Consider the following 21340-nt stretch of genomic DNA (forward strand, 5'->3'; position numbering starts at 1 on the left):
TGGTGTTTTTATGATGGAAAAAAAAGGGAATATGAATAAATGTAGATTACTGTTTTTGTCTCTGATAGCCTCATTCGCGCTATCCAATGTTAATGCTCAAGTGAACAATCCGGATGATGTGGGAGGCACCAAGGATGTGATTGCCACAGGGGTTCCATTTTTAAGAATCACTCCTGACGCAAGAGGTGCGGCGATGGGTGATGTTGGTATAGCTACCACTGCGGATGCTAATTCAGTTCATTATAATGCTGGTAAATTGGCGTTTATAGAAGATGATATGGGGGCTTCAATATCATATACTCCTTGGTTGGGCAAGATTGTCAATGATATGTGGGTAGGCTACCTGTCAGGTTATTATAAGATCAACAAAGAGCAGACAGTAAATTTATTTTTGAGATATTTTGACTTGGGAAGCATCACATTCACTGATGAATCTGGAAACTATAACGGAGAGTCAAGACCAAGGGAGTTTGCAGTTGGAGGTACTTACTCAAGAATGTTGTCCGACAAGATTGGATTAGGTATTACTGCTAGATATATCTATTCAAATGTATTAGATGGTGTTGCCGATGCTGTTCCTGGAAATAGCGTGTCAGCGGATATTGGTTTTTATTACAACAATGACTACATGCTAAAGAATGGAAAGAAGACCAACTTGGCATTAGGAGCTGCGATTACTAATATCGGGGGTAAAATTAATTACGGTAACGAGGATAATGCGAGCTTTTTGCCAACTAATCTAGGTATTGGTGCTAGCTATAGATATCATATGGACCCTTACAATTCAATTGCGATAGCTTTGGATTTTAATAAGTTATTGGTGCCAAGAGATTCTGTGGATCAAAACATCTCTGTGGGAGCTGGAATGATTGAATCGTTCGGTAATGGGTTTGGTGACTTGAGAACCAATATTGGTGTTGAATATTGGTATAAGGATATCTTCGCGGGTAGAACAGGTTATCAATATGAGAGTGCAGATGCAGGAGGTAGACAGTATGTTACTTTAGGTGTTGGATTCAGATATCAAGTATTTGGATTGGATATGGCATATTTAATTCCTACTATTGACAGAGAACATCCGCTTTCAGAGACCTTACGTTTCTCATTATTGTTTAACTTTGGGGATCGAGGAAGAGTTGAGTCAATAAAAGAGAATTAAAAAACTATAATGCTGGATAGAAGTATAGCGCCCAAAATACATAAAATAGAACATGCGAATTTTGCGAAAGCTGACACTACATACTTGAGCAATGGTTTTCCGCTTCATCAATTGATTGCTGGAGAACAAGGTGTGATTAAGTTAGAGTTAATCGTAAATGCAGGAATATATCAGGAAGCTTCCAAACAAGCTTCCTTTTTTAGTGTCAATATGTTGCATGAAGGATCAGCCAAATACTCTGCGGAGGAAGTGAGCCGTTTGTTTGATTTTTACGCCGCGGAATTTGAAGCATCTGTTGGAATTGATTATTCTACGATTAGCCTTACGTGCTTGACAAAGGACTTTCAACATATTTTGCCGGTGTTTTTTGATGTGGTAATGCACCCGTTGTTTGACGAGGAAGAGCTTGAGCACTTGAAAGAAAAGCAAATCAATCAACTGCATTTGAGTTTGGAGAAAAGTTCTTTTGTTGCTAATAACTTGTTCAAGCAATTGATTTTTCCCAATGATCGATTTAGCGAATTGCTTACTGAGGAAGAAATAAGGGGTGTTAGTCGTCAGGATTGCATAGATTATCACGTCGAGAATATCTTGAATAATTTCCAAATAGTAATGGCTGGAAAATATTCAAGCGATGAAATTCATTTGGTGAAAAGAGCCTTTGAGTCTATTGGAGAGTATAAAGGTGATGACAAGTCGAGGATTGACTCATTTGGAACAGACTTTACGCCAAATAGTATTCATAGATCTAAGGAAAAAAGTATTCAGTCGGTTCTTAAAATAGGAAAGCCAATATTTACTAAGAATCATCCGGACTTTTTCAAGCTGTCTCTTTTGAATGTGGTTCTGGGAGGATATTTTGGATCGCGCCTGATGAAAAATATCAGAGAGGAGAAAGGCTTGACTTATGGAATACACTCTACGCTGGTTCCTATGATTAGAGGAGGGTATTTTATGATTTCGGCTGAGGTAAGTTCTGAGGCTTCGGAGTTGGCTTTGCAAGAAGTTTATAATGAAATAGAACGATTGAGGAATGAATTGATACCTGAGTTTGAATTGGAGCTTGTAAGAAACTATATGTTGGGACAATTTCTTTCTTCTGTTCATAATCCTTTTGCTTTGATTGAGAAGTTCAAGGCGGTGTATTTATATGGTATGGATTATAGTTATTATGACAACTTCCTGCATGCGCTTAACGATACAACTCCTGAAGAGTTGAGGGATGTTGCGAAAAAATACTTGGCTCCAGATCAGATGGGAGAAGTCGTTGTCGGACCTTAAAAAATTATGGCCATGTTTGAGGAGTTTTGTTTGAAGCCCAGCAAAGTATTGGAAAATGATGAGTTTGATAAAAACGACTATGGAAGATATGCGATCAGCCTATCACGTTTTAATGGGGATTTGAATAGTATTTCGCTCGCTTTGTTGAGTGTAGGTTCTTTGGAATATGATCAAAGTGCTGAAAAAATTCGAGCGAAATTGTATTCGTTGAAAAGACCTTCTCATGATGTGACAAAAGTGTTGGACTTGGGTCACTTGATAGTGCCTGAAGACGTTGAATTCGTTGATGATTTTGAACACATTTTGTCCTGTTTATTGAGTCATAATGTATTGCCTTTGATATTGGGAGAGTGTGAGTCTTGGTCTTTTGGACAATATAGCGCTTATGGCAAGATGGATGATTTGCTTAATTTCTTGAATGTGGATCCAGTTTTGGATATAAGCCAAAGCTTGCTTAAGGTTTTCACTCAAGATCCCAATCATTTATTTCATTATACGCATCTTGCTTATCAATCCTATTTAAGCAATCCAGACACCATCAGTTTGATGAAAAGTTTGGGGTGTGATATTATGAGATTGGGGGATGTTAGCCATCAGATCGTCAAGTGCGAACCATTGGTGAGAGATGCTAATTTGTTGAGTTTTAATGTAAGCGCTATCAAAGCTATAGATTTTCCAGCTTCAAATAATGAGTTCCCTTTTGGCTTGTCTGGGGAGCATTCCGCTCAATTATTCAGGTACGCAGGGATAAGCTCAAAACTGAGCTCTATCGGAATTTATGGTTATCAATCAGACAAAGACAATAAACATTATCACAGCGCTTCGGTTTTAGCTGTTATGCTTTGGTATTTTATCGAAGGATTTTCAATGCGAAAAGATTCGCTTGATTTTACCGAGAAGAAGTTTTTGAAATACAATGTTGCCATTCCGGGAGGAGAAGAAGATTTGGTTTTTTACAAAAACAAACTTGATGAGAAATGGTGGATGGAAGTGCCAGTGCTATTTCAAGGTAGAGACATATCAAAACATGTGATTTCATGCGATTACGGCGATTATGAATCCGCTTTGTATGGCGATTTGCCGGAACGATATATCAATGCATTTGCCAGATTGAATTGAAAATAGGTTTAATATTATGATATGTCACTATAAATGACGTAATTGCGCGCTTGTAAATTGAATATTAACTTTGCTGCAAATCAAGCTTGTTTTGGGTAATTACTTTCAAGACCTTGTATTTATTTGAAATAAATTCGTATATTTGCAGGCCTTAAAATATAATACAAAGAGATGAAAAGAACATTCCAACCTTCGCAAAGAAAAAGAAAGAATAAACACGGGTTCCGTTCGAGAATGGCTTCTGTGAATGGTAGAGCTGTTTTGGCTAGAAGAAGAGCTAAAGGAAGAAAGAGATTGACTGTTTCTGACGAGAAGACTCATAAATAATCCGTAGTATATGCTGCATTCTAAAATGCACGGTAGACGCAAGTTCGTCAAAAAAGAGCGGCTTTGCAGTAAAAAGCTTATTCAGGAACTTTTCTCGAAAGGTTCCTCTTTTTTTTTATATCCCTATAAGGTAATTTATTTGCCTGTGGATAATGCTGAAGAACAGCTTCCTCATCAGGTGCTAGTATCTGTTTCGAAAAGAAAATTCAAGCATGCTGTGGACAGAAATCTTGTCAAAAGAAGGATAAAAGAGGCTTACAGGCTCAATAAGCATATTATATCTCCAAAATTGGATCAAAACGTTTCTTTTTTGATCGCATTTATATATGTTTCCCCTAAATTGTTGCCTTATAACGAGATCGAGCCTAAACTAAAATCGGCAATGTCTCGTTTACTTGATACCGGACTGTAGAAAAAAATATTGATGATGAAAAAAAGAATGTTTAAGCCTGTGGCGACAACAGCTTTGGCTGTGCTCCTTTTGGGACTATTCTCCTTCACAACCTCTGAGAATTCTGAAACAAGCAGAAGGTATTTTGAAATTGCCAAAAATCTAGAGATTTTCGCGACTTTGTACAAAGAGGTCAATACGTATTATGTGGATGAGGTAAATCCTAATGAGCTGATCAAAACAGGTATAGATGCCATGTTGAAATCATTGGATCCTTATACCAATTATATTCCTGAGGATGATATCGAAGATTACAGAACGATGACAACAGGAGAATATGGAGGTATTGGCTCTGTGATAGGAAGAAGAAACGGCAAAAACATCATTATAATGCCATATAAAGATTTTCCAGCTGAAAAATCCGGCTTGAAGATCGCAGACGAAATTATTTCCATCGATGGTATCAATGTGGAAGATAAAAACACAGAGGAAGTGAGCAAGTTGCTTAAAGGCCAAGCGAACACTACTTTGGAGATAGAGGTGAAGAGACATGATCAGGATGAGACGATTCATTTGCCAATCAAAAGAGAGAAAATCACTTTGAAAAATGTTCCGTTTCATGGCATGCTAAATGAAGATGTGGGCTACATTAAACTTTCGGATTTCACAACAGGTGCAGGAAAAGAAGTGAAAAGCGCTTTAAAAGAGCTTAAAGAGCAAGGCGCTCAAAAAATTGTCTTGGATTTGAGAGGGAACCCAGGCGGTTTGTTGAACGAGGCGGTTAACGTATCCAATGTGTTTATTGACAAGGGATTGGAGGTTGTAAGCACTAAAGGCAAGGTTCAGGATTGGAATAAGACTTATAAAGCTCTTAACTCAGCTGCTGATACTGAAATTCCTTTAGCTGTGTTGACAAGTGATAGAAGCGCTTCTGCCGCTGAAATCGTTTCAGGAGTGATACAAGATTATGACAGAGGAGTTTTGATTGGCGAGCGTACTTTTGGAAAAGGACTTGTGCAGGCGACAAGGCCATTGACATATAATTCTCAATTGAAAGTGACAACCGCCAAGTATTATATCCCTAGTGGCAGATGCATTCAAGCCATAGATTACAGTCATAAGGTAAACGGCCATGCTGAGAAAGTTCCGGATTCTTTGAAAACAGCTTTTTCAACAAGAGCAGGAAGAGTTGTCTATGACGGCAATGGTATTGCTCCGGATATGACGGTTGAGCGTGAGGAATTATCTCCTATTGCAGTTAGCTTGATGGCTAAAGGTTTGTTCTTTGACTATGCTACTGAGTATTATTATGAAAACAAGGACGAAAAAGTCGTTCCTAAGACTTACGCTATTTCCGATCAACAGTATGATGAGTTCAAAGAATGGTTGAGTGACAAAGACTACGACTATACTACTAATGCTGAAAATACGCTTGAGAAACTTCAAAAGATTACAGCAACAGGTAGATATGATGAGAATGTTAAAACGCAGCTTGAAGCTTTGGAAACAGCCATTTCTCATAATAAGGAAAAAGATTTGGATACGTATAGCGATGAGGTAAGGCATCTTTTAGCTCAAGAAATTGTTTCTAGACATTTCCTTAGCGAAGGAATTATCGAAGCGTCTTTCAAGGAAGATCCGGATATAGCAAAAGCTATTGACATTTTGAATGATCAAGAGGCTTACCAAGAAGTTTTGACAAAGAAATAACATTTTGTTAGAGTATTTATATTTATTGACAGCCGGCTTAGTAGGAGGACTACTAGCCGGCTTTTTGGGTATTGGAGGAGGAATCGCGTTTATTACGATTTTGCCAATAGCAATTACTGCTACGACCCAAATTCCATCAGAGGAAATGGTGCCTTTTGTTATTGCCAATTCCTTGTTCGCAACAGTGTTTGCATCAATTTCAGGTTGCTTGGCTTTGATTCGTAGATCTTCATTTTACTATCATGAGGTAGCTTATGTAGCTTTAGGGGCTATTTCAAGTGGATTGATAGTTAATGAATTAGTGCACTTAGGCCATTGGTATTCTAAAGAAAAATTTTCGATTGTAATCATAGCTTTCCTTTCCTATTTGGTATATACTGTTATTAAGAACAGGAATTCGGAGGGCGAGAATAGTGCTGTTGTGGAGCATTATAAGCTCAAGTTATTTGGTGGAGGTGTAGCCAGCGGAGTTATTTCAGCGTTAAGCGGACTTGGTGGCGGAACCGTGCTTGTGCCGATATTGGGAAAGTATTGTCAAATGAAAGTGCATAAATCCAAGTCAATTTCGTTGGGAATGATTTTTTGCTTTTCGTTTACGGTTTCCATTATCAATTTTATGTCGACAGTTGACTTGAATATCGGAATGTATCATATTGGATATATCTTGCCCGAGATAGTTGTTCCGATGGGTTTGGGAGCTTTGATAGGTTCTCCTTTAGGGGTTAAATTCAGTCATAATGCCAAGCCTGTGGTTATTAATATTGTGTTTTCACTCTTTATTTTATTTCTTATTGTTAAATATTTAATTTATATCTTTGAGTGTTTCTTTTGAGAATTTCGATTGGAAAAGAAGTTAATAGAAAAGGTATAGCGATAAATAACAAGTATGGGCTTGATTTTAAGTATTGAATCTGCGACAAATATATGTTCTGTGGCATTGCATAGAGAAGGTCAGTTGTTGGGAAGAGAAGAGCTATTTGCTGAAAAATCCCATTCTGGAATGATGACGACTGTCATGGGAAATGTGGTGACCAATTGTGGTTTTCAACTTGGTGATCTTTCGGCGGTGGCTGTATCAGAAGGTCCTGGTTCTTATACAGGATTAAGAATAGGAACATCTTCTGCCAAGGGGCTTTGTTATGCCTTGAATTTGCCATTGATCGCAGTGAATACATTGCATGCGATGGCAAAGGATGTGTCTTCTTATATTTTGGATGAAAGTGCTATATTAAGGCCAATGTTGGATGCAAGAAGGATGGAGGTGTATACGCTTTCTTGTGATTCAAATGCTGAAACAGTGATCGGTGACACCAAGCCAGTGGTTGTGGATGAGTCAAGCTTTGAGAATGATCTGTCCAAAGCAAAAGTGTATTTCTTTGGCAATGGAGCTGAAAAATGCAAACCATTGTTTGGCGAGCATGAAAATGCTTTTTTTATTCCGGATGTTAATACTTCAGCTCATGGTGTTGGTTTATTGGCTTGGGAAAAATTTATGAAACAGGAATTCGTGGATTTGGCTTATTTTGAGCCATTTTATTTGAAAGAATTTCATTTTACAACCCCTAAGAAAAAATTACTGTAATAATGTCAAAACAAGCTGAACAAGGAGAAATAGTGAATAGAGTTGCGAGTAGTGGCTTGATTTCAATTGATTTGGAAGAATATTACCCAAAATGCCCGATAGTTGCTTATGACATCGCGCCTCATTTGTTTATGGGGATAGCTTTGAAAGAGATGGACTTTAGAAAAGCTCTTGGTGAAGAGGATTGGAGTCAGTTCGAAGGCAAGGCGGTTTACCTGCATTGTTCTGTTGACGCGATTATCCCTACGTGGGCATATATGCTGTTGATGACCAAATTGAAGCCTTATGCTGTTAAAGTTCTTTTTGGCGGCGAGGTTGACATGAGAAATGCATTGATGCTGGAAGCTTTTGATGCGATTGATTTTTCCGAGTTTCAGGATAAGATGATAGTGATCAAAGGTTGTGGAGATTTGCCGGTTGGAGAATTCGCTTATGTCGAATTCACAAATCGATTATTGCCATTCGCTAAGAGTATAATGTATGGAGAGCCTTGCAGCACAGTTCCGGTTTATAAAAAACCTCGTAAAAAATAGAACATTCATATCAAGGCCTTGTTGAGTTACAAACAAGGTAAATGATATGAGAACGAAGAGCTTACTAGCTTTAATAGCAATTGTTTTTTTGATTTCTTCTTGCAAGGATGATGATGATAATAACAGTACATTAACTCCGCAGAATCGATCGGCTAGTTGTTTAGTGACGAAAATTGAATATGAAGATATTGAGGCTCAGGAAGTAGCAGCGGTTGATATTGCTTATGATGAGAATAATAGAATTGTTTCGGTGGATTCGTCTATGGGAGGCAGCTATGTTATTTCGTATAATGAAAATGGAGTTAAGGGTGTTTACACAAATAGACTGGGAATAGAAATTTACACTAAATCGTATGTCTATAATAGCAGTGGAAAAGTGTCGATGGTTTTTGTGCTTGACAATATCGCAGGCGAGCAAGTTCTAAAGCAACAGTTGAATTATGTCTATGACAATAATGGACAATTGAAATCAGTTGTAGACTATGACGTTAATGATGGTGTTAAAACTCAAACGGGAATAGCGAATTTTGAATTTGCTGTGGATAATAATAATCCATCATTGATACAATATGATCAAAGCGGCGTTCTTGAAAATCTTCAGTTTAGTTACGATGATATTGGCTTGAATCCTTTTTACGGGATGTTTTATGGGTTAAATGATTTTTCAACTTTTCATAAATCTGCAATTCAAAGAATAGTAATCTCAGGAACAAACAACTATACTTATGAATACAAGTATGGTAATTTTTCGAAAAGTGTTCCGAATAATTTAACCGTTTATAAAGTAGATGGCGATGATGTTACCAAAGCATTTGCTTATAAGTTTACATTGAAGTGTCCTTGATAAAAATTTTTATTTTTTTATCAGGATAAATTATTAAATACTTTTGGGGAAGTAAATGTAGAGCTTGGAAATTCATTTATTTCCCTAATTTTAGGTTTAAATATAAATTTTTGTTTAGAAACTATTTTTTAAAAATACATTATTATGTTGCCATTATCCTCAGTCAATCATGTCAAGCTCGATACTTATGGAGTAAAATATCTTGATGAGTTATATGAACTTATTCAAAGTGAGAAAGGCCGGTTAGAAGAGTGGTTTTTATGGCCTAGATCAATTCAATCTAAGGATGATTTGAAGAAGTTGCTTGAAAGACAAGAATACGCTTTTTGGCAAGGAATGAGACAACACCATACAATTTGGGCTGATGGTGAGCTTGTGGGAGTAGTTGAAGTACATACGATTATCCAGCAACATAGAAAAGGAGAACTGTCATATTGGCTTAAATCATCTGCTGTGGGTAAAGGTATAGTGACTTTTTCTTGCGGTGTCTTGATTGACCATGCATTTAGTGCTCTTAAACTCAACAAATTAACATTAAGGTCTGCAAAAAGCAATTTGAAAAGTGTTGGAGTAGCTAAGCGTTTAGATTTTGAATTTGAAGGAATAGAGAAAGAGGCTGAATTGATCAATGGAGAGTTTCATGATCATAACATATATGTGCTTTTTGCGAGAGATTGGCCTGAAAAGAGAAAAAGCGTGCTAGGTTAGTGACTTGTTTTTATTTATGAGAGTGTTTGTATATATTTTTTTAACACTATATCCATTTGCAATTTTATCCCAATCGAAAGATAATGCTCGCCAACTTCTACTAGGAGAATGGAAAGCTGAAACGACATTTTATCTATCAAATGACAAAAAGGAAAAATATAGTTCTCAATCTCTAATTTGGATAGAGCGAGACGATGATCGATTGGAGTTATATGAAATTATCCCTGGAAATCCTGAAGAAATGTCATCCTGTCCTATAATCATGAGAATTGATGAAAAAATATCGAAAAATAAATTTCGAATCTCTGTTTCAGAAGAATTCGGAAAGGGAAAAGGTTTCATCAAATTTTACTCCCCTGACTCTGTAAAGATCAAGTACTTACTGAAGAATAGACAAAGAAGAATGTATGTTGAGACTTTTTTAGATCGAGAATAACCAAAACAAACTTCTCTCTCTCCTCACATTTCCTTATTTTTAACCTCAAGGAATTTTTTTCTTCTTTTGAGAATCAATTTCCTTCGAACATCGTCTTATGGCGCATGTTTTTTCAAGGACATTGTCCTATTTATTATTTTCTGAAATGCTCGAACATAGGTTTTCTAATAAACTGAAATTTCGATTCATTTTTGAAAGAGTACTTATTATTCTGAAAATTCATACTTCATATATATCATGCCAGATAAAAAACTCTTTTTGCTTGACGCGATGGCGTTGATCTACAGAGCGCATTTTGCTTTTAGCAAAAATCCACGTATCAATTCCAAAGGATTGAATACAGGCGCTCAGTTGGGATTTACCAATACACTTTTTGAAGTTCTTAGAAAAGAAAAACCGACGCATATCGCTGTGGCTTTTGATGTGTCAGGGCCAACATTTCGTCATGAACGTTTCCCTGAGTACAAGGCTCAACGTCAGGAAATGCCGGAGGATATTCGTACAGCGATTCCGATGGTCAAAGATATCGTAAGGGCTTTCAATATTCCCGTATTAGAAAAGCAGGGTTTTGAAGCGGATGATATCATCGGTACGATGGCTAAAAGAGCTTCAAAGCATGATTTTGAAGTTTATATGATGACTCCGGACAAGGATTATGCGCAGTTGGTCGAAGAACATATTTACTTGTACAAGCCGGCTTATATGGGCAATGGTGTTGATGTTTTAGGTGTTGAAGAAGTATTGAAAAAATTTGATCTTGAAAATGTCGATCAGGTAAGAGATTATCTAGGCTTGATGGGTGATGCTTCGGATAATATACCGGGTATACCGGGTGTCGGACCAAAGACAGCGGTGAAATACCTTAAGGCTTATGGAACTCTTGAAGGACTTTTGGAAAATGTAAATGATCTGAAAGGAAAGGCCAAAGAGAAAGTCACGGAGTTTGGACAACAAGGGATATTGTCAAAAGAACTGGCTACAATACATATAGATGTGCCTGTCGATTTTGATGAAGAAGATTTCAAATACACAGGTCCTAATGAAGAAGAGCTTGGGAAGATCTTTGATGAATTGGAATTTCGTACATTGAAGACAAGAATCCTTGGACAAACTTCAGCTCCTGCTCCAGCCAAGAAGTCAACTCCTCAACCTACAGCTGATGCTCAAGGCCAGTTGGATATGTTTGGAAATCCTACAGCTCAAACAACAAGCAAAAAAGTAAGCAAACCAACGGAAGAAATCATTCCTTCGGCTCCTTTAGAAAAGAAAAATATCGACACTTATCTGCATGATTACAAGCTTGTCGATACGCCTGAACTTCGCCAAAGTCTAGCTTATTATCTTTCATTGCAAGACGAAATATGCTTTGATACAGAGACAACTTCTTTGGATGCCAATACAGCTGAGTTGGTAGGTTTGGCATTTGCATACAAAAAAGGTGAAGCTTACTATGTGCCTGTGCCGGCTGATCAGGAAGAAGCGCAAAAGATCGTAGAAGATTTCAGAGCTGTGCTAGAAAATGAGAAGATCACCAAGATCGCTCAAAACATCAAGTACGACTTATTGATAATGAAAAATTATGGAGTAGAAGTCAAAGGAAAGTTCTTTGATACGATGATTGCTCATTATCTATTAGAGCCGGACAACAAGCACAATATGGATGTATTGGCTGAGAATTACCTTAACTACACGCCGATTTCGATTACCGAATTGATCGGGAAAAAAGGCAAGAAGCAAGGCAATATGCGCGATGTAGAAGTGTCTAAAGTCGTGGAATATGCCGGAGAGGATGCCGATATCACTTTACAACTTAAAGAAGTGTTTGCTCCGATGATCAAGGCTAATCAGGTAGATGATTTGTTTGAAAATATCGAAAGTCCGTTGATTGATGTATTGGCAACGACAGAAGCAAATGGAGTTAAGATCGATACGGATTTCCTTAAGACACTTTCAGTAAAATTTGGAGAGCAAAGTACTGAGATTGAAAAGAAAATCTACGAATTGGCAGGCCAAGAGTTTAATATCGCTTCGCCTAAGCAGTTGGGAGAGATTCTTTTTGGTAAAATGAAATTAGTTGACAAGCCAAAGAAAACGGCTTCGGGACAATTTGCTACGGGTGAAGAGATTTTGAGCAAACTTGCTCATGAACATGAAATCTGTCAATTAATTTTGGATTTCAGAGGTTTGCAGAAGTTAAAATCAACCTATGTAGATGCATTGCCGGAATTGATCAGTGAAAAGGATGGATTGATTCATACTTCTTATAATCAAGCAGTGGCAGCTACAGGAAGATTAAGTTCTACCAATCCTAACTTGCAGAATATTCCGATTCGTACGCCGGAAGGCAGAGAAATCCGTAAAGCATTTATTCCTAGAGATGAAAACCATGTGATATTGGCAGCGGATTATTCTCAAGTCGAATTGAGAATAATGGCGGCATTTGCCAAGGATGAAAGTATGATCGAAGCTTTCAAAGAAGGAAAAGACATTCACTCGATGACTGCCAGCAAGATTTTCAAAGTGCCTTTGGAAGAGGTAACTTCTGATATGCGTCGAAAAGCCAAGACAGCCAATTTCGGTATCATCTATGGTATCTCGGCATTTGGATTGTCACAGCGATTGGACATCCTACGTAAAGAAGCTGCTCAGATTATTGATGCTTACTTTGAAGAGTTTCCGGCTGTTAAAGCATACATGGATAAAGTCATCAACGATGCCAAAGATAATGAGTATGTTGAGACGATCACTGGTCGTAAGAGATACCTTAGAGACATTAATTCCAGAAATGCCACAGTGAGAGGTTTTGCAGAACGAAATGCCATCAATGCTCCTATACAAGGAAGTGCCGCTGATGTGATTAAGAAAGCAATGATCGAAATCCACCATTGGATGCAGTCAGAAAAGCTACAATCGAAGATGATTCTTCAGGTACATGACGAATTGGTATTTGATGTAGTAAAAGACGAGTTAGAGTTGTTCAAGACAAAAATACCAGAATTCATGCGCAACGCCGCTGATATGGAAGTACCATTGGAGGTAGAGGTTGGTATTGGCGCGGATTGGTTAGAGGCGCATTGATAACCCCGTTGGCGCACAAAATTTTGTGCGCCAACAACGAAATCACTGCCTAAAACAGTCGTCGTTCCATTTTTGGGGATTATTGATAATATAGTTATGGATATTATGATAGGCCCGTTCATCACGAATGATATGATCATGATATAATTTTTGCCACCCAAAGTAAGGAAGTATACGCTTTGCTTCCTTAGTTACCCCCACTTTAAACCCTCTGACAATAGAAGCCAAATTTCTAGATTGAGGCCCGAAAATATTACGAGAATTAGTTGGCAATAAACTCGGATATTTCTTCTCAGATATTATTTCCTCCCTAGATTTATTGATCTTGATAATGCCGTGTATATGGTTAGGCATGATTACATGAACTCCTAACTCTACAAAAAGAGAATGATCAGGAATCTGTAACCAATAATTACTAGCCGCTTGACCTATAGCTGACAACTGCATTTGTGAGTTTTCAATTTCCCCAAAAAAGTGCCCTCTATTTTTAGTGAAAATCGTGACGAAATAAGAACCATTCCAATCATAGTCCCAAAAGTTAGCTCTAGCAGAACCATTTATATGTTTTTTATTCGGTTTTTTCATTCCCAAATAAATAGAGTTGAAAATGGATTGTTTTAAACAAAATTATATCTTTCGATGAATTCAAATTTATCATGCTATGAAATCCGTTTTTCAATCTTTATTAATATTCATTTTGCTTACGTTAGCCAACATAGCAATTCTTTTTGCTGATCAGTTTACGTTTGCGAATTCATTTTTTTCGAAAAATCTTGACCCATTATTAACATTATTGCTTTCAACCATGATATTTTTGATGGTGACGGTAGAGTATCACAAAAAGAGGTTTATTAAAAATCCGCTGGTATATCTAGTTTCATTAATGTTGTTGGTTAGTTTGCCTTTTGTTTTAGTGTTTAAAACTATGCCGTCATACGCGGATCAATTTTTAAAAATGTTATTGATGCAAATGATACCCGTTGTTGTTTCGGGAATATGGTTTGTATGGAAAGTAAAAAGAAATGCTTAATATATTTTTTTAATGAAATTAGCTCTTAGATCTTCGGTAATTTTTCTGATATTAACGTTTGTCAACCTCTCTTTGATTTTTTCTTATCAAAGACCTTTCGATAATTTTGAATGGTTTTTTAAGCTGAAGATTGTTGTGCCTGTTGGTATTTCGATCTTGCTCTATTTTTTTGCGACATACCGATACTCTAAAAATTTGCATATCAAGACAACATTCGGTTTTATTTTGTACAGTTTCAAAGCTATTGTTTCGCCTATTTTCTTTACCGTTTTATTATATCCCGCAGAGTCGAGCTTATTGCTGAAAGTGCTAGTATTGCAGTTGCTCCCTTTGGTATTGACTGATTTGTGGTATTTGAGAGAGGTAAGAAATAGAAGTAAATGATTTGGATGGTAAAAGTCCTCTATCACTCTTAATATTAAATTGAAGAATCCAAAACCTAGCTTGTTTTCGGCATTGATAAACTTTAATATTGTCCAAGCGATATAACAAGATAATAAAACCTTTTGCATGGCTAAAGCGAAGATAAAAACAGCATATTTCTGTCAAAATTGTGGAGCGGAATCTCCCAAATGGTTAGGCAAATGTCCGGCATGTGGACAATGGAATACTTATGTGGAGGAAGTTGTGGATTCAACTCCTAAAAGCCAAACGGTTGCATGGACGGGAGAAGTGAAAGGTTCCGGTTCGAATAATAGAGCCGCCAAGCCTTTGAAGATCAAAGAAATCGAACATCAGACCGAAAAACGATTTAATAGTAAAGATGCCGAGCTCAATCGCGTCCTTGGAGGTGGTGTAGTGCCTGGAGCCTTGGTACTGATTGGTGGAGAACCAGGCATTGGTAAGTCTACTTTGATGCTGCAAGTTGCTCTAAAGATGAACAACAAAAAAGTACTCTATGTCTCAGGAGAAGAAAGCCAAAGCCAGATCAAGATGCGCTCGGATCGTATGGCGCATAATTCTGACAATTGTTATGTCTTGACTGAAGTAACGACGCAAAAGATCTTTAAGCAAATAGAATTATTGAAGCCTGAAGTATTGGTGATAGATTCCATACAGACGCTTCAATCAGAATATATTGATTCATCAGCGGGAAGTGTGAGTCAGGTAAAGCAAACTGCTGCTGAGCTAATGAAGTTTGCGAAAGAATCCGCAGTGCCTACATTCATCATTGGCCACATCAATAAAGACGGAAATATCGCCGGACCAAAAGTATTGGAGCATATGGTGGATACTGTATTGCAGTTTGAAGGAGATCGCCATGGCTCATATCGTATTTTGCGTACAACGAAGAACCGTTTTGGATCTACATCTGAGCTGGGAATCTATGAGATGCAACATAATGGCTTGAGGGAAGTGTCGAATCCTTCTGAAATTTTGCTTTCGCAACGTGAGGAAGCTTTGAGCGGAGTTGCTATCGGCGCGACCTTGGAAGGGAATCGGCCTTTGTTGATTGAAGTGCAATCATTGGTAAGCGCGGCGGCTTATGGCAATCCTCAGCGTAGCTCGACAGGCTATGACGTTCGCAGGATGAATATGCTGTTGGCAGTTCTTGAAAAGCGTGGAGGATTCAGGCTTGGGGTGCAAGATGTGTTCCTGAATATCGCCGGAGGTATCAAGATAGAAGACCCTGCTATTGATTTGGCTATGTGCGTGTCGCTGATCTCTTCTTATGAAGAAATGAATGTGCCGGATAAAACATGTTTTGCCGCGGAGGTTGGCCTTGGAGGGGAATTGAGAGCTGTTAATCATGTGGAAAGCCGTATTTCGGAAGCTCAAAAGCTAGGTTTTGAACAGATATATTTATCTAAGTATGCATTGAAGGGGATTGATATGTCCAAGTATAGCATCAGCATCAGGGCATATGCAAAGTTGTATGAGGTGTTTCAAGATTTGTTTGGATAATAAATGTCATAGATTTCCTTTCTTATTATTTCTATTGTTGATTAAATTACACTCAAATATACTTTTTGTAAAATACTAAACGGAAAACAATAATGGCAAAGGAAATAATTCAGACGCCGAATGCGCCGGCACCAATTGGTCCTTATAATCAAGCGACAAAAGTAGGGAATACTGTATATGGTTCTGGCCAGATTGCTATTGATCCTGCTAAAGGAGACTTGGCGGATTGCGTTGGCAAAGACATAAAAGCCGAGACTAAGCAAGTGATGGATAATATGTCTGAAGTACTGAAAGCTGCGGGAGCTACATTTGAAGATATCGTTAAGTGCACGATTTTCGTGAGCGATATGGGCAATTTTGTGGCAATCAATGAAGTGTACGGTCAGTATTTTAATGAAGAAACTGCTCCTGCTAGGGAAACAGTGGAAGTTGCAGGTCTTCCTAAAGGCGTGAATGTTGAGATATCTTTTACGGCTGTAATTGGTTAGTAATAAAAAAGGGAAGGAGAGTTTTAGTCTCCTTTTCTGTTTCAATGTGCTATGTGGATACTACCCTACTCGACGAAGACTTTTGTGTTTGAAATGAGTCAAATGGATGTGATTCATCGTATTGACCAAGCGACTTTGCCTTTTAAGGAAGAAATTATCGATCAGTCAAATGAGGATAAGATTCAGAAAAAGGTATTTAATGGCAGAGTTCGAAAAAATGGCTTTAGAATCTCTCAAAAGCTGCTTCAGCCTAATAATTCCATTCCGCTAATGGTTGGAAAAGTGGAAAAAACCAGTCGAGGCTGTTTGCTTTTTGTCAAGTTTGTCCCTTTTTTTTCTTCCCTGTTTGTTTTTTCTTTGGTTTCACTTCTGTTGATATTGACAGGCGCTTTCTTTTTCTATATCAATAAGCCTGTATATGGGTTTTCATGCTTGGGAATTATTTTGCTACACGTTTTTAGCTCATTTTACCAGTTTAATCGACTGGCCAAAGAATCTACTGCATTATTGAATCAAATTTTCAATTGATGCTAATTTATCCTGATTGACCTATTTTTTGATAAGTTTGAGTCTTATTCGTCATATATTTTGATTATCTTGGTATGGAATGACTATTTTGATCTATTGTCAAATAGTTATTTTTCAAGTTCAATAATCCGAGTGTTTAATATGAAAGTATATTTTGATAATGCCGCGACCACTCCCATGGATCCGGCAGTGTTTGAAGCAATGAGGCCGTATTTGCTGGAATATTTTGGGAATCCATCATCCACTCATAGCCATGGAAGAGAAGCGAAGGCGGCTGTGGAAAAGTCTCGAAAGACAATAGCGAAAATGGTCGGGGCAAAAGCTTCTGAAATATACTTTACATCAGGAGCGACTGAGGCAGATAATTTAGCCATTCGTTCATTTATTGATAAATACAATTTAGAGGTAGTTGTGAGTTCCCCTTTTGAGCATCCTGCGGTGTTGAACACAATTGCGCATTTGGAAAGCAAAGGGGTGATCAAGAGTTTTCAATTAAATTTTGATAACAAAGGAAATTTAGACCTTGGCCATTTGACAAATCTTCTAGAGGAGTATGGAGACAAGACATTGGTTTCTTTGATGTACGCAAATAGCGAGATTGGCAATATCACTCCAGTTGATAAAGTCGCTAAGCTTTGCAAGGAGCATGGAGCTTATTTTCATACAGATGCAGTGCAAGCTGTGGCTCATTTGCCAATAAACGTGGAGGAGTTGAAAGTAGATGCTTTGGCAGCTTCCGCGCATAAATTTCATGGACCTAAAGGCGTTGGTTTTTTATATGTAAATCAAAATTCTAAGATTCCTTCTTTTATCAAAGGGGGAGGGCAAGAAAGAAGTGTAAGAGCCGGGACGGAAAATGTGGCGAGCATCGTAGGAATGGCGAAAGCTTTGGAGATTGCTTGTGAGAACCTAGATTCAGATATGGCTAAAGTTCGAGAATTGAAGTCATATATGAAAGACCAATTGATCAAGGCCATACCAGAAATTGCGTTCAATGGTGAGAGCGGTGATTTGGATAATTCATTGTGCACCGTGCTCAATGCAAGTCTGCCGGCTAACAAGCAATCGGGCATGTTATTGTTCACATTGGATTTAGCTGGGATTTCCGCCTCAGGCGGTAGCGCTTGTTCCAGCGGAGCATTGCAGGGCTCTCATGTTTTGACAGCTTTGAATGCTGATTCTACGAGACCTTCTGTTCGTTTTTCGTTTAGCAAGTTGAATACTATGGAAGAAGTTGATTTTGTTGTGGCAAAGTTAAAGGAAGTGTATTCCGCTTAATATTACGGTGATGATAAGATTGAACCTGCAAAAAAACATTTTTTTGCAGGTTTTTTTATGCCTAAAATTTGGAATTTTAGAAAAACATTTTTCATGAAAAACTTATGTCATTTTTTTCAATTTTGGCTTGAAAAATGATCAATGCATATTGGCTATTGCTTGAAAAACGAATTTAGTTTCTTTTCCTTAAAGAGCTTGGATAAGCTATTTATCCACAATTATTGTGGGTATGTGGAAAAAAAAGTGGATAAATATCGGGGTTTCACATTTAATGTTAAAATTTAGGCCTTATTTCACTTATTTATCCACAGTGTTGATAACTAAGGTGGATAGCTTTAATTGATTTTTTTTAAAAGCTTACATTGCCAAAAAACTTAAAATTGTAAGCGAATTTCTCGAAAAACACTCCATTTCCAGCTATATGGTTATGGTTAAGTATGGTTATCCACAAAAAAATCAGCTTGTTGATAAGTTTGTGGATAACATTTGTGTTATTCATAAGTTATGCACATTAATTTTATGATAACTCGCAATATAGACTTAGTTCAACTGAAGAGTTTTCTTTTTCTTTACTTTTACAGTTCTTAATCTTGAAGGAGCGCTTTCTTTATTATATCTGTCAACTGAAGAGACTGCGTAGCTGTATATTTTATTCTTTTCAACATTGTTATCAACATACGAATGCAAGTCTTTAACCTCTCTAGATAATATAGCGATGATATTTTTGGGATTGTTATAATCCAAGGCTTCTCCAAGTTCATATCTATATAAGATGTATTTTCTGGATGAATTTGCATCGTTATCTGACCAACTTACTGAAACTCCTTCCAGCAGGCTTCCTTCAATATTTTCAATTGAAGGAGCATCAGGTTTGTTTCTTGAAAGTTGCAACCATTCCATCTCAGGAATTAGCGCGGGCTCGTTGTATGCATTTGCTTTTAATTGGCTTTTAAAGCCTATGCGATCAGACATGAAATATTTTGCGGAATAAAAAAAACTGCCATGGACATTGCTTAATTCTCTATTGAGAAGAATTTGTTTTTCTATTTGATCGGAATTCATCCAGTCCGAGTGCATTTTTTTATCGCCAACTTTGTAAATCGAATGTCCTATATATAGATGCTTGCCATAAGTATGTTCACTCCACCATTTTGCAAGCTTGGAATAGTCAGCGGCAGGATTGCCAATACGCCAATATAGTTGTGGTGCCACATAGTCTATCCAGCCTTCTTTAAGCCAAAGCAATACGTCCGCGTATAAATCATCGTAGTTTGTTTGTCCTGCTCTTGAATCGGACCCTTCAGGATCTGTGGATTTATTTCTCCATACACCGAATGGGCTAATGCCGAATTTTATATCCATTCTCACAGATTTGATGACAGTATTCAAGTTTTCCACAAGCTTGTTCACATTATCTCTTCTCCAATCCTCAATATTGTCGAAATTGTTTCCGTATCGAGCAAATTCCACTTCATCAGGGAAATCTTCGCCACTTACTTTATAAGGGTAGAAGTAATCATCCATATGAATAGCGTCTATATCATAGTGTGTGCACATTTCTCGGATTACTTTGGCTAGATAGTTTCGAACTTCAGGTATGCCGGGATTGAAATAATATTTGCCTCCGTAAGCGACGACCCATTCTTCATGTTTGAAGAGCGGATTGCTGGGACTTAACTTGCCCTTGTCCAGATCCATGCTTAGTCTGTATGGGTTTACCCATGCGTGAAACTCCATTCCTCTTTTGTGAGCTTCATGGATCATAAAAGACAAGGGGTTGTAATAATCAGCATTTTGATAACCTTGCTTTCCGTTGAGATAGCTTGACCAAGGCTCTAGTGTCGATGGATAAAAAGTATCAGATTGAGGTCTTACTTGTACTATGACAGTGTTGATGTGAAGCTCAGCTAATGAATCAAGTATGGCGCAAAACTCGGCTTTTTGTTGATGGCTTTTAAGCTTTGGCTTCGAAGGCCAATCAATATTATATACTGTAGCGATCCAAGCACCTCTGACTTCTCTTTTGGGAAGGTTTTGACTGTGTGATAAGGATGCGTTTAATAGTAGAATGCTTAAAGCTAGGATTATTTTTATTTTTTTCATGTAATAACTTCAAATGTACTGTCCGTGTCTTGTTGCTTTGTTAATCTTGGCAATTTAATTAAAAATGCACTTAGAGTGTCTTGAAGAGATTTTTTTTGAGATTTTAAAGATGAAAATCGCTAAATGTAATGAGGCTTACATTTTATAAAGCTGGATTTGGTGACTTTTGAGTTGTATTCAAGCTCGAACTTAAAGTATTGATTTCATGGAGGGAATATTGAACTCAAAAAAACATATGCTTCAGCCTGAGAAGTGGATAGAGAATTACTCTGAGGCCTTGGGAAATTTTGCTGTTTCAAGGATGAATTCTAATGAAGAAGCATCGGACATAGTCCAAGAGACATTTTTTACGGCTTTGAAAGCCAAGGACAGTTTTAGAGGAGAGGCATCGGAGAAGACTTGGCTCACATCGATTTTGAAGAGGAAAATAATCGATCATTATAGAAAAGCAGTAAGGAAAAAGCCGCATTATTCTATTCATGAAGCAGGCGAGGAATCCTTTGTGTCTTCTGGCAAAAGAAAAGGCGCGTGGAATGAAGAATACGCTCCGGGAAATTGGGACTTTACTTTTTCGGATAATGAGATTGAGCAAAAAGAGCTTAACAGGATGATAATGGCATCCATAGAGTCTCTTCCAGATAACGCCGCCAAAGTTTTTAAAATGAAATATATTGATGGAATGGCAACGGAAGATATTTGTCAGGAATTGAATCTGACGACGTCCAATGTTTGGGTGCTTTTGCATAGATCGCGTAATAAAGTGAGGCAGTATTTGGAAAAGAATTGGTTCATGAAGTAATAGTGATGAGCATCCGATTGAAGCTTGTTTTGATGCTAAAT

General features: G+C 37.6%; 22 protein-coding genes. 20 read left to right on the plus strand and 2 right to left on the minus strand.

Annotation, left to right across the window (positions count from 1 at the left end):
* Positions 1–31 precede the first annotated feature (31 nt).
* From porV to polA, 13 genes are all read left to right on the plus strand, one after another.
* Entirely contained in the window at positions 32–1159 is a 1128-nt protein-coding gene (porV, locus tag AABK36_RS01455; protein WP_309937248.1) for a type IX secretion system outer membrane channel protein PorV, read from the plus strand.
* Positions 1160–1168: 9 nt separating this feature from the next.
* Complete coding sequence (locus tag AABK36_RS01460; RefSeq protein ID WP_309937249.1) at positions 1169–2440, plus strand: M16 family metallopeptidase; 1272 nt, start codon at positions 1169–1171, stop codon at positions 2438–2440.
* A 12-nt stretch (positions 2441–2452) separates the two neighbouring features.
* Positions 2453–3559 carry an arginase family protein gene (locus AABK36_RS01465; RefSeq protein WP_309937250.1) on the plus strand — a complete coding sequence of 369 codons (1107 nt, stop codon included), beginning with the start codon at positions 2453–2455 and terminating at the stop codon, positions 3557–3559.
* A 171-nt stretch (positions 3560–3730) separates the two neighbouring features.
* On the plus strand, positions 3731–3886 hold the full coding sequence (gene rpmH / locus AABK36_RS01470) for a 50S ribosomal protein L34 (protein ID WP_309937251.1): 156 nt from the start codon (positions 3731–3733) through the stop codon (positions 3884–3886).
* 10 nt (positions 3887–3896) lie between these two features.
* A complete protein-coding gene (gene rnpA, locus AABK36_RS01475; RefSeq protein WP_309937252.1) occupies positions 3897–4298 on the plus strand; it encodes a ribonuclease P protein component in 402 nt (133 codons plus the stop codon).
* Between the two features lie 12 nt (positions 4299–4310).
* Positions 4311–5987: a S41 family peptidase gene (locus tag AABK36_RS01480; protein ID WP_309937253.1), complete on the plus strand. Its 1677-nt coding sequence runs from the start codon at positions 4311–4313 to the stop codon at positions 5985–5987.
* Positions 5988–5991: 4 nt separating this feature from the next.
* Positions 5992–6819, plus strand: coding sequence for a sulfite exporter TauE/SafE family protein (locus tag AABK36_RS01485; RefSeq protein ID WP_309937254.1), 828 nt, complete (start codon positions 5992–5994; stop codon positions 6817–6819).
* 54 nt (positions 6820–6873) lie between these two features.
* A complete protein-coding gene (tsaB, locus tag AABK36_RS01490) occupies positions 6874–7569 on the plus strand; it encodes a tRNA (adenosine(37)-N6)-threonylcarbamoyltransferase complex dimerization subunit type 1 TsaB (RefSeq protein ID WP_309937256.1) in 696 nt (231 codons plus the stop codon).
* A 2-nt stretch (positions 7570–7571) separates the two neighbouring features.
* Positions 7572–8102, plus strand: a complete 531-nt coding sequence (locus tag AABK36_RS01495; protein ID WP_309937257.1) for a DUF2480 family protein — start codon at positions 7572–7574, stop codon at positions 8100–8102.
* 46 nt (positions 8103–8148) lie between these two features.
* Positions 8149–8946 (plus strand): hypothetical protein, encoded by a 798-nt coding sequence (locus AABK36_RS01500; RefSeq protein WP_309937258.1) that lies wholly within the window; start codon positions 8149–8151, stop codon positions 8944–8946.
* A gap of 144 nt (positions 8947–9090) precedes the next feature.
* Positions 9091–9654 carry a GNAT family N-acetyltransferase gene (locus AABK36_RS01505; protein WP_309937259.1) on the plus strand — a complete coding sequence of 188 codons (564 nt, stop codon included), beginning with the start codon at positions 9091–9093 and terminating at the stop codon, positions 9652–9654.
* Positions 9655–9670: 16 nt separating this feature from the next.
* Positions 9671–10090 (plus strand): hypothetical protein, encoded by a 420-nt coding sequence (locus tag AABK36_RS01510; protein ID WP_309937260.1) that lies wholly within the window; start codon positions 9671–9673, stop codon positions 10088–10090.
* A 237-nt stretch (positions 10091–10327) separates the two neighbouring features.
* The gene (gene polA / locus AABK36_RS01515) at positions 10328–13168 is read left to right on the plus strand and encodes a DNA polymerase I (RefSeq protein ID WP_309937261.1); all 2841 of its coding nucleotides are present in this window, start codon (positions 10328–10330) and stop codon (positions 13166–13168) included.
* A gap of 42 nt (positions 13169–13210) precedes the next feature.
* Here the strand turns inward: polA and AABK36_RS01520 are convergent, their stop codons facing one another.
* Positions 13211–13753: a transposase gene (locus tag AABK36_RS01520; protein ID WP_309937262.1), complete on the minus strand. Its 543-nt coding sequence runs from the start codon at positions 13751–13753 to the stop codon at positions 13211–13213.
* 76 nt (positions 13754–13829) lie between these two features.
* Between AABK36_RS01520 and AABK36_RS01525 the strand changes: the two genes are divergently transcribed.
* The 6 genes from AABK36_RS01525 to AABK36_RS01550 all read left to right on the plus strand — a co-directional run bounded on the left by AABK36_RS01525 (position 13830) and on the right by AABK36_RS01550 (position 18397).
* Positions 13830–14198, plus strand: a complete 369-nt coding sequence (locus AABK36_RS01525) for a hypothetical protein (protein WP_309937263.1) — start codon at positions 13830–13832, stop codon at positions 14196–14198.
* 12 nt (positions 14199–14210) lie between these two features.
* Positions 14211–14582 (plus strand): hypothetical protein, encoded by a 372-nt coding sequence (locus AABK36_RS01530; protein ID WP_309937264.1) that lies wholly within the window; start codon positions 14211–14213, stop codon positions 14580–14582.
* Positions 14583–14708: 126 nt separating this feature from the next.
* On the plus strand, positions 14709–16103 hold the full coding sequence (radA, locus tag AABK36_RS01535) for a DNA repair protein RadA (RefSeq protein WP_309937266.1): 1395 nt from the start codon (positions 14709–14711) through the stop codon (positions 16101–16103).
* A 92-nt stretch (positions 16104–16195) separates the two neighbouring features.
* Positions 16196–16591, plus strand: a complete 396-nt coding sequence (locus tag AABK36_RS01540; protein WP_309937267.1) for a Rid family detoxifying hydrolase — start codon at positions 16196–16198, stop codon at positions 16589–16591.
* A gap of 51 nt (positions 16592–16642) precedes the next feature.
* Positions 16643–17119: a hypothetical protein gene (locus AABK36_RS01545; RefSeq protein WP_309937268.1), complete on the plus strand. Its 477-nt coding sequence runs from the start codon at positions 16643–16645 to the stop codon at positions 17117–17119.
* A 141-nt stretch (positions 17120–17260) separates the two neighbouring features.
* Positions 17261–18397, plus strand: a complete 1137-nt coding sequence (locus AABK36_RS01550) for a cysteine desulfurase family protein (protein ID WP_309937269.1) — start codon at positions 17261–17263, stop codon at positions 18395–18397.
* 540 nt (positions 18398–18937) lie between these two features.
* Here AABK36_RS01550 and AABK36_RS01555 read toward each other — a convergent pair.
* The gene (locus tag AABK36_RS01555) at positions 18938–20500 is read right to left on the minus strand and encodes a glycoside hydrolase family 10-like protein (protein ID WP_309937271.1); all 1563 of its coding nucleotides are present in this window, start codon (positions 20498–20500) and stop codon (positions 18938–18940) included.
* A 205-nt stretch (positions 20501–20705) separates the two neighbouring features.
* On the opposite strand from AABK36_RS01555, the gene AABK36_RS01560 reads away from it, so the two are divergent.
* Positions 20706–21299 carry a sigma-70 family RNA polymerase sigma factor gene (locus AABK36_RS01560; protein ID WP_309937272.1) on the plus strand — a complete coding sequence of 198 codons (594 nt, stop codon included), beginning with the start codon at positions 20706–20708 and terminating at the stop codon, positions 21297–21299.
* The last annotated feature ends 41 nt before the right edge of the window (positions 21300–21340 follow it).

The organism is Aureibacter tunicatorum (assembly GCF_036492635.1).
Taxonomy (GTDB): Bacteria; Bacteroidota; Bacteroidia; order Cytophagales; family Cyclobacteriaceae; genus Aureibacter; species Aureibacter tunicatorum.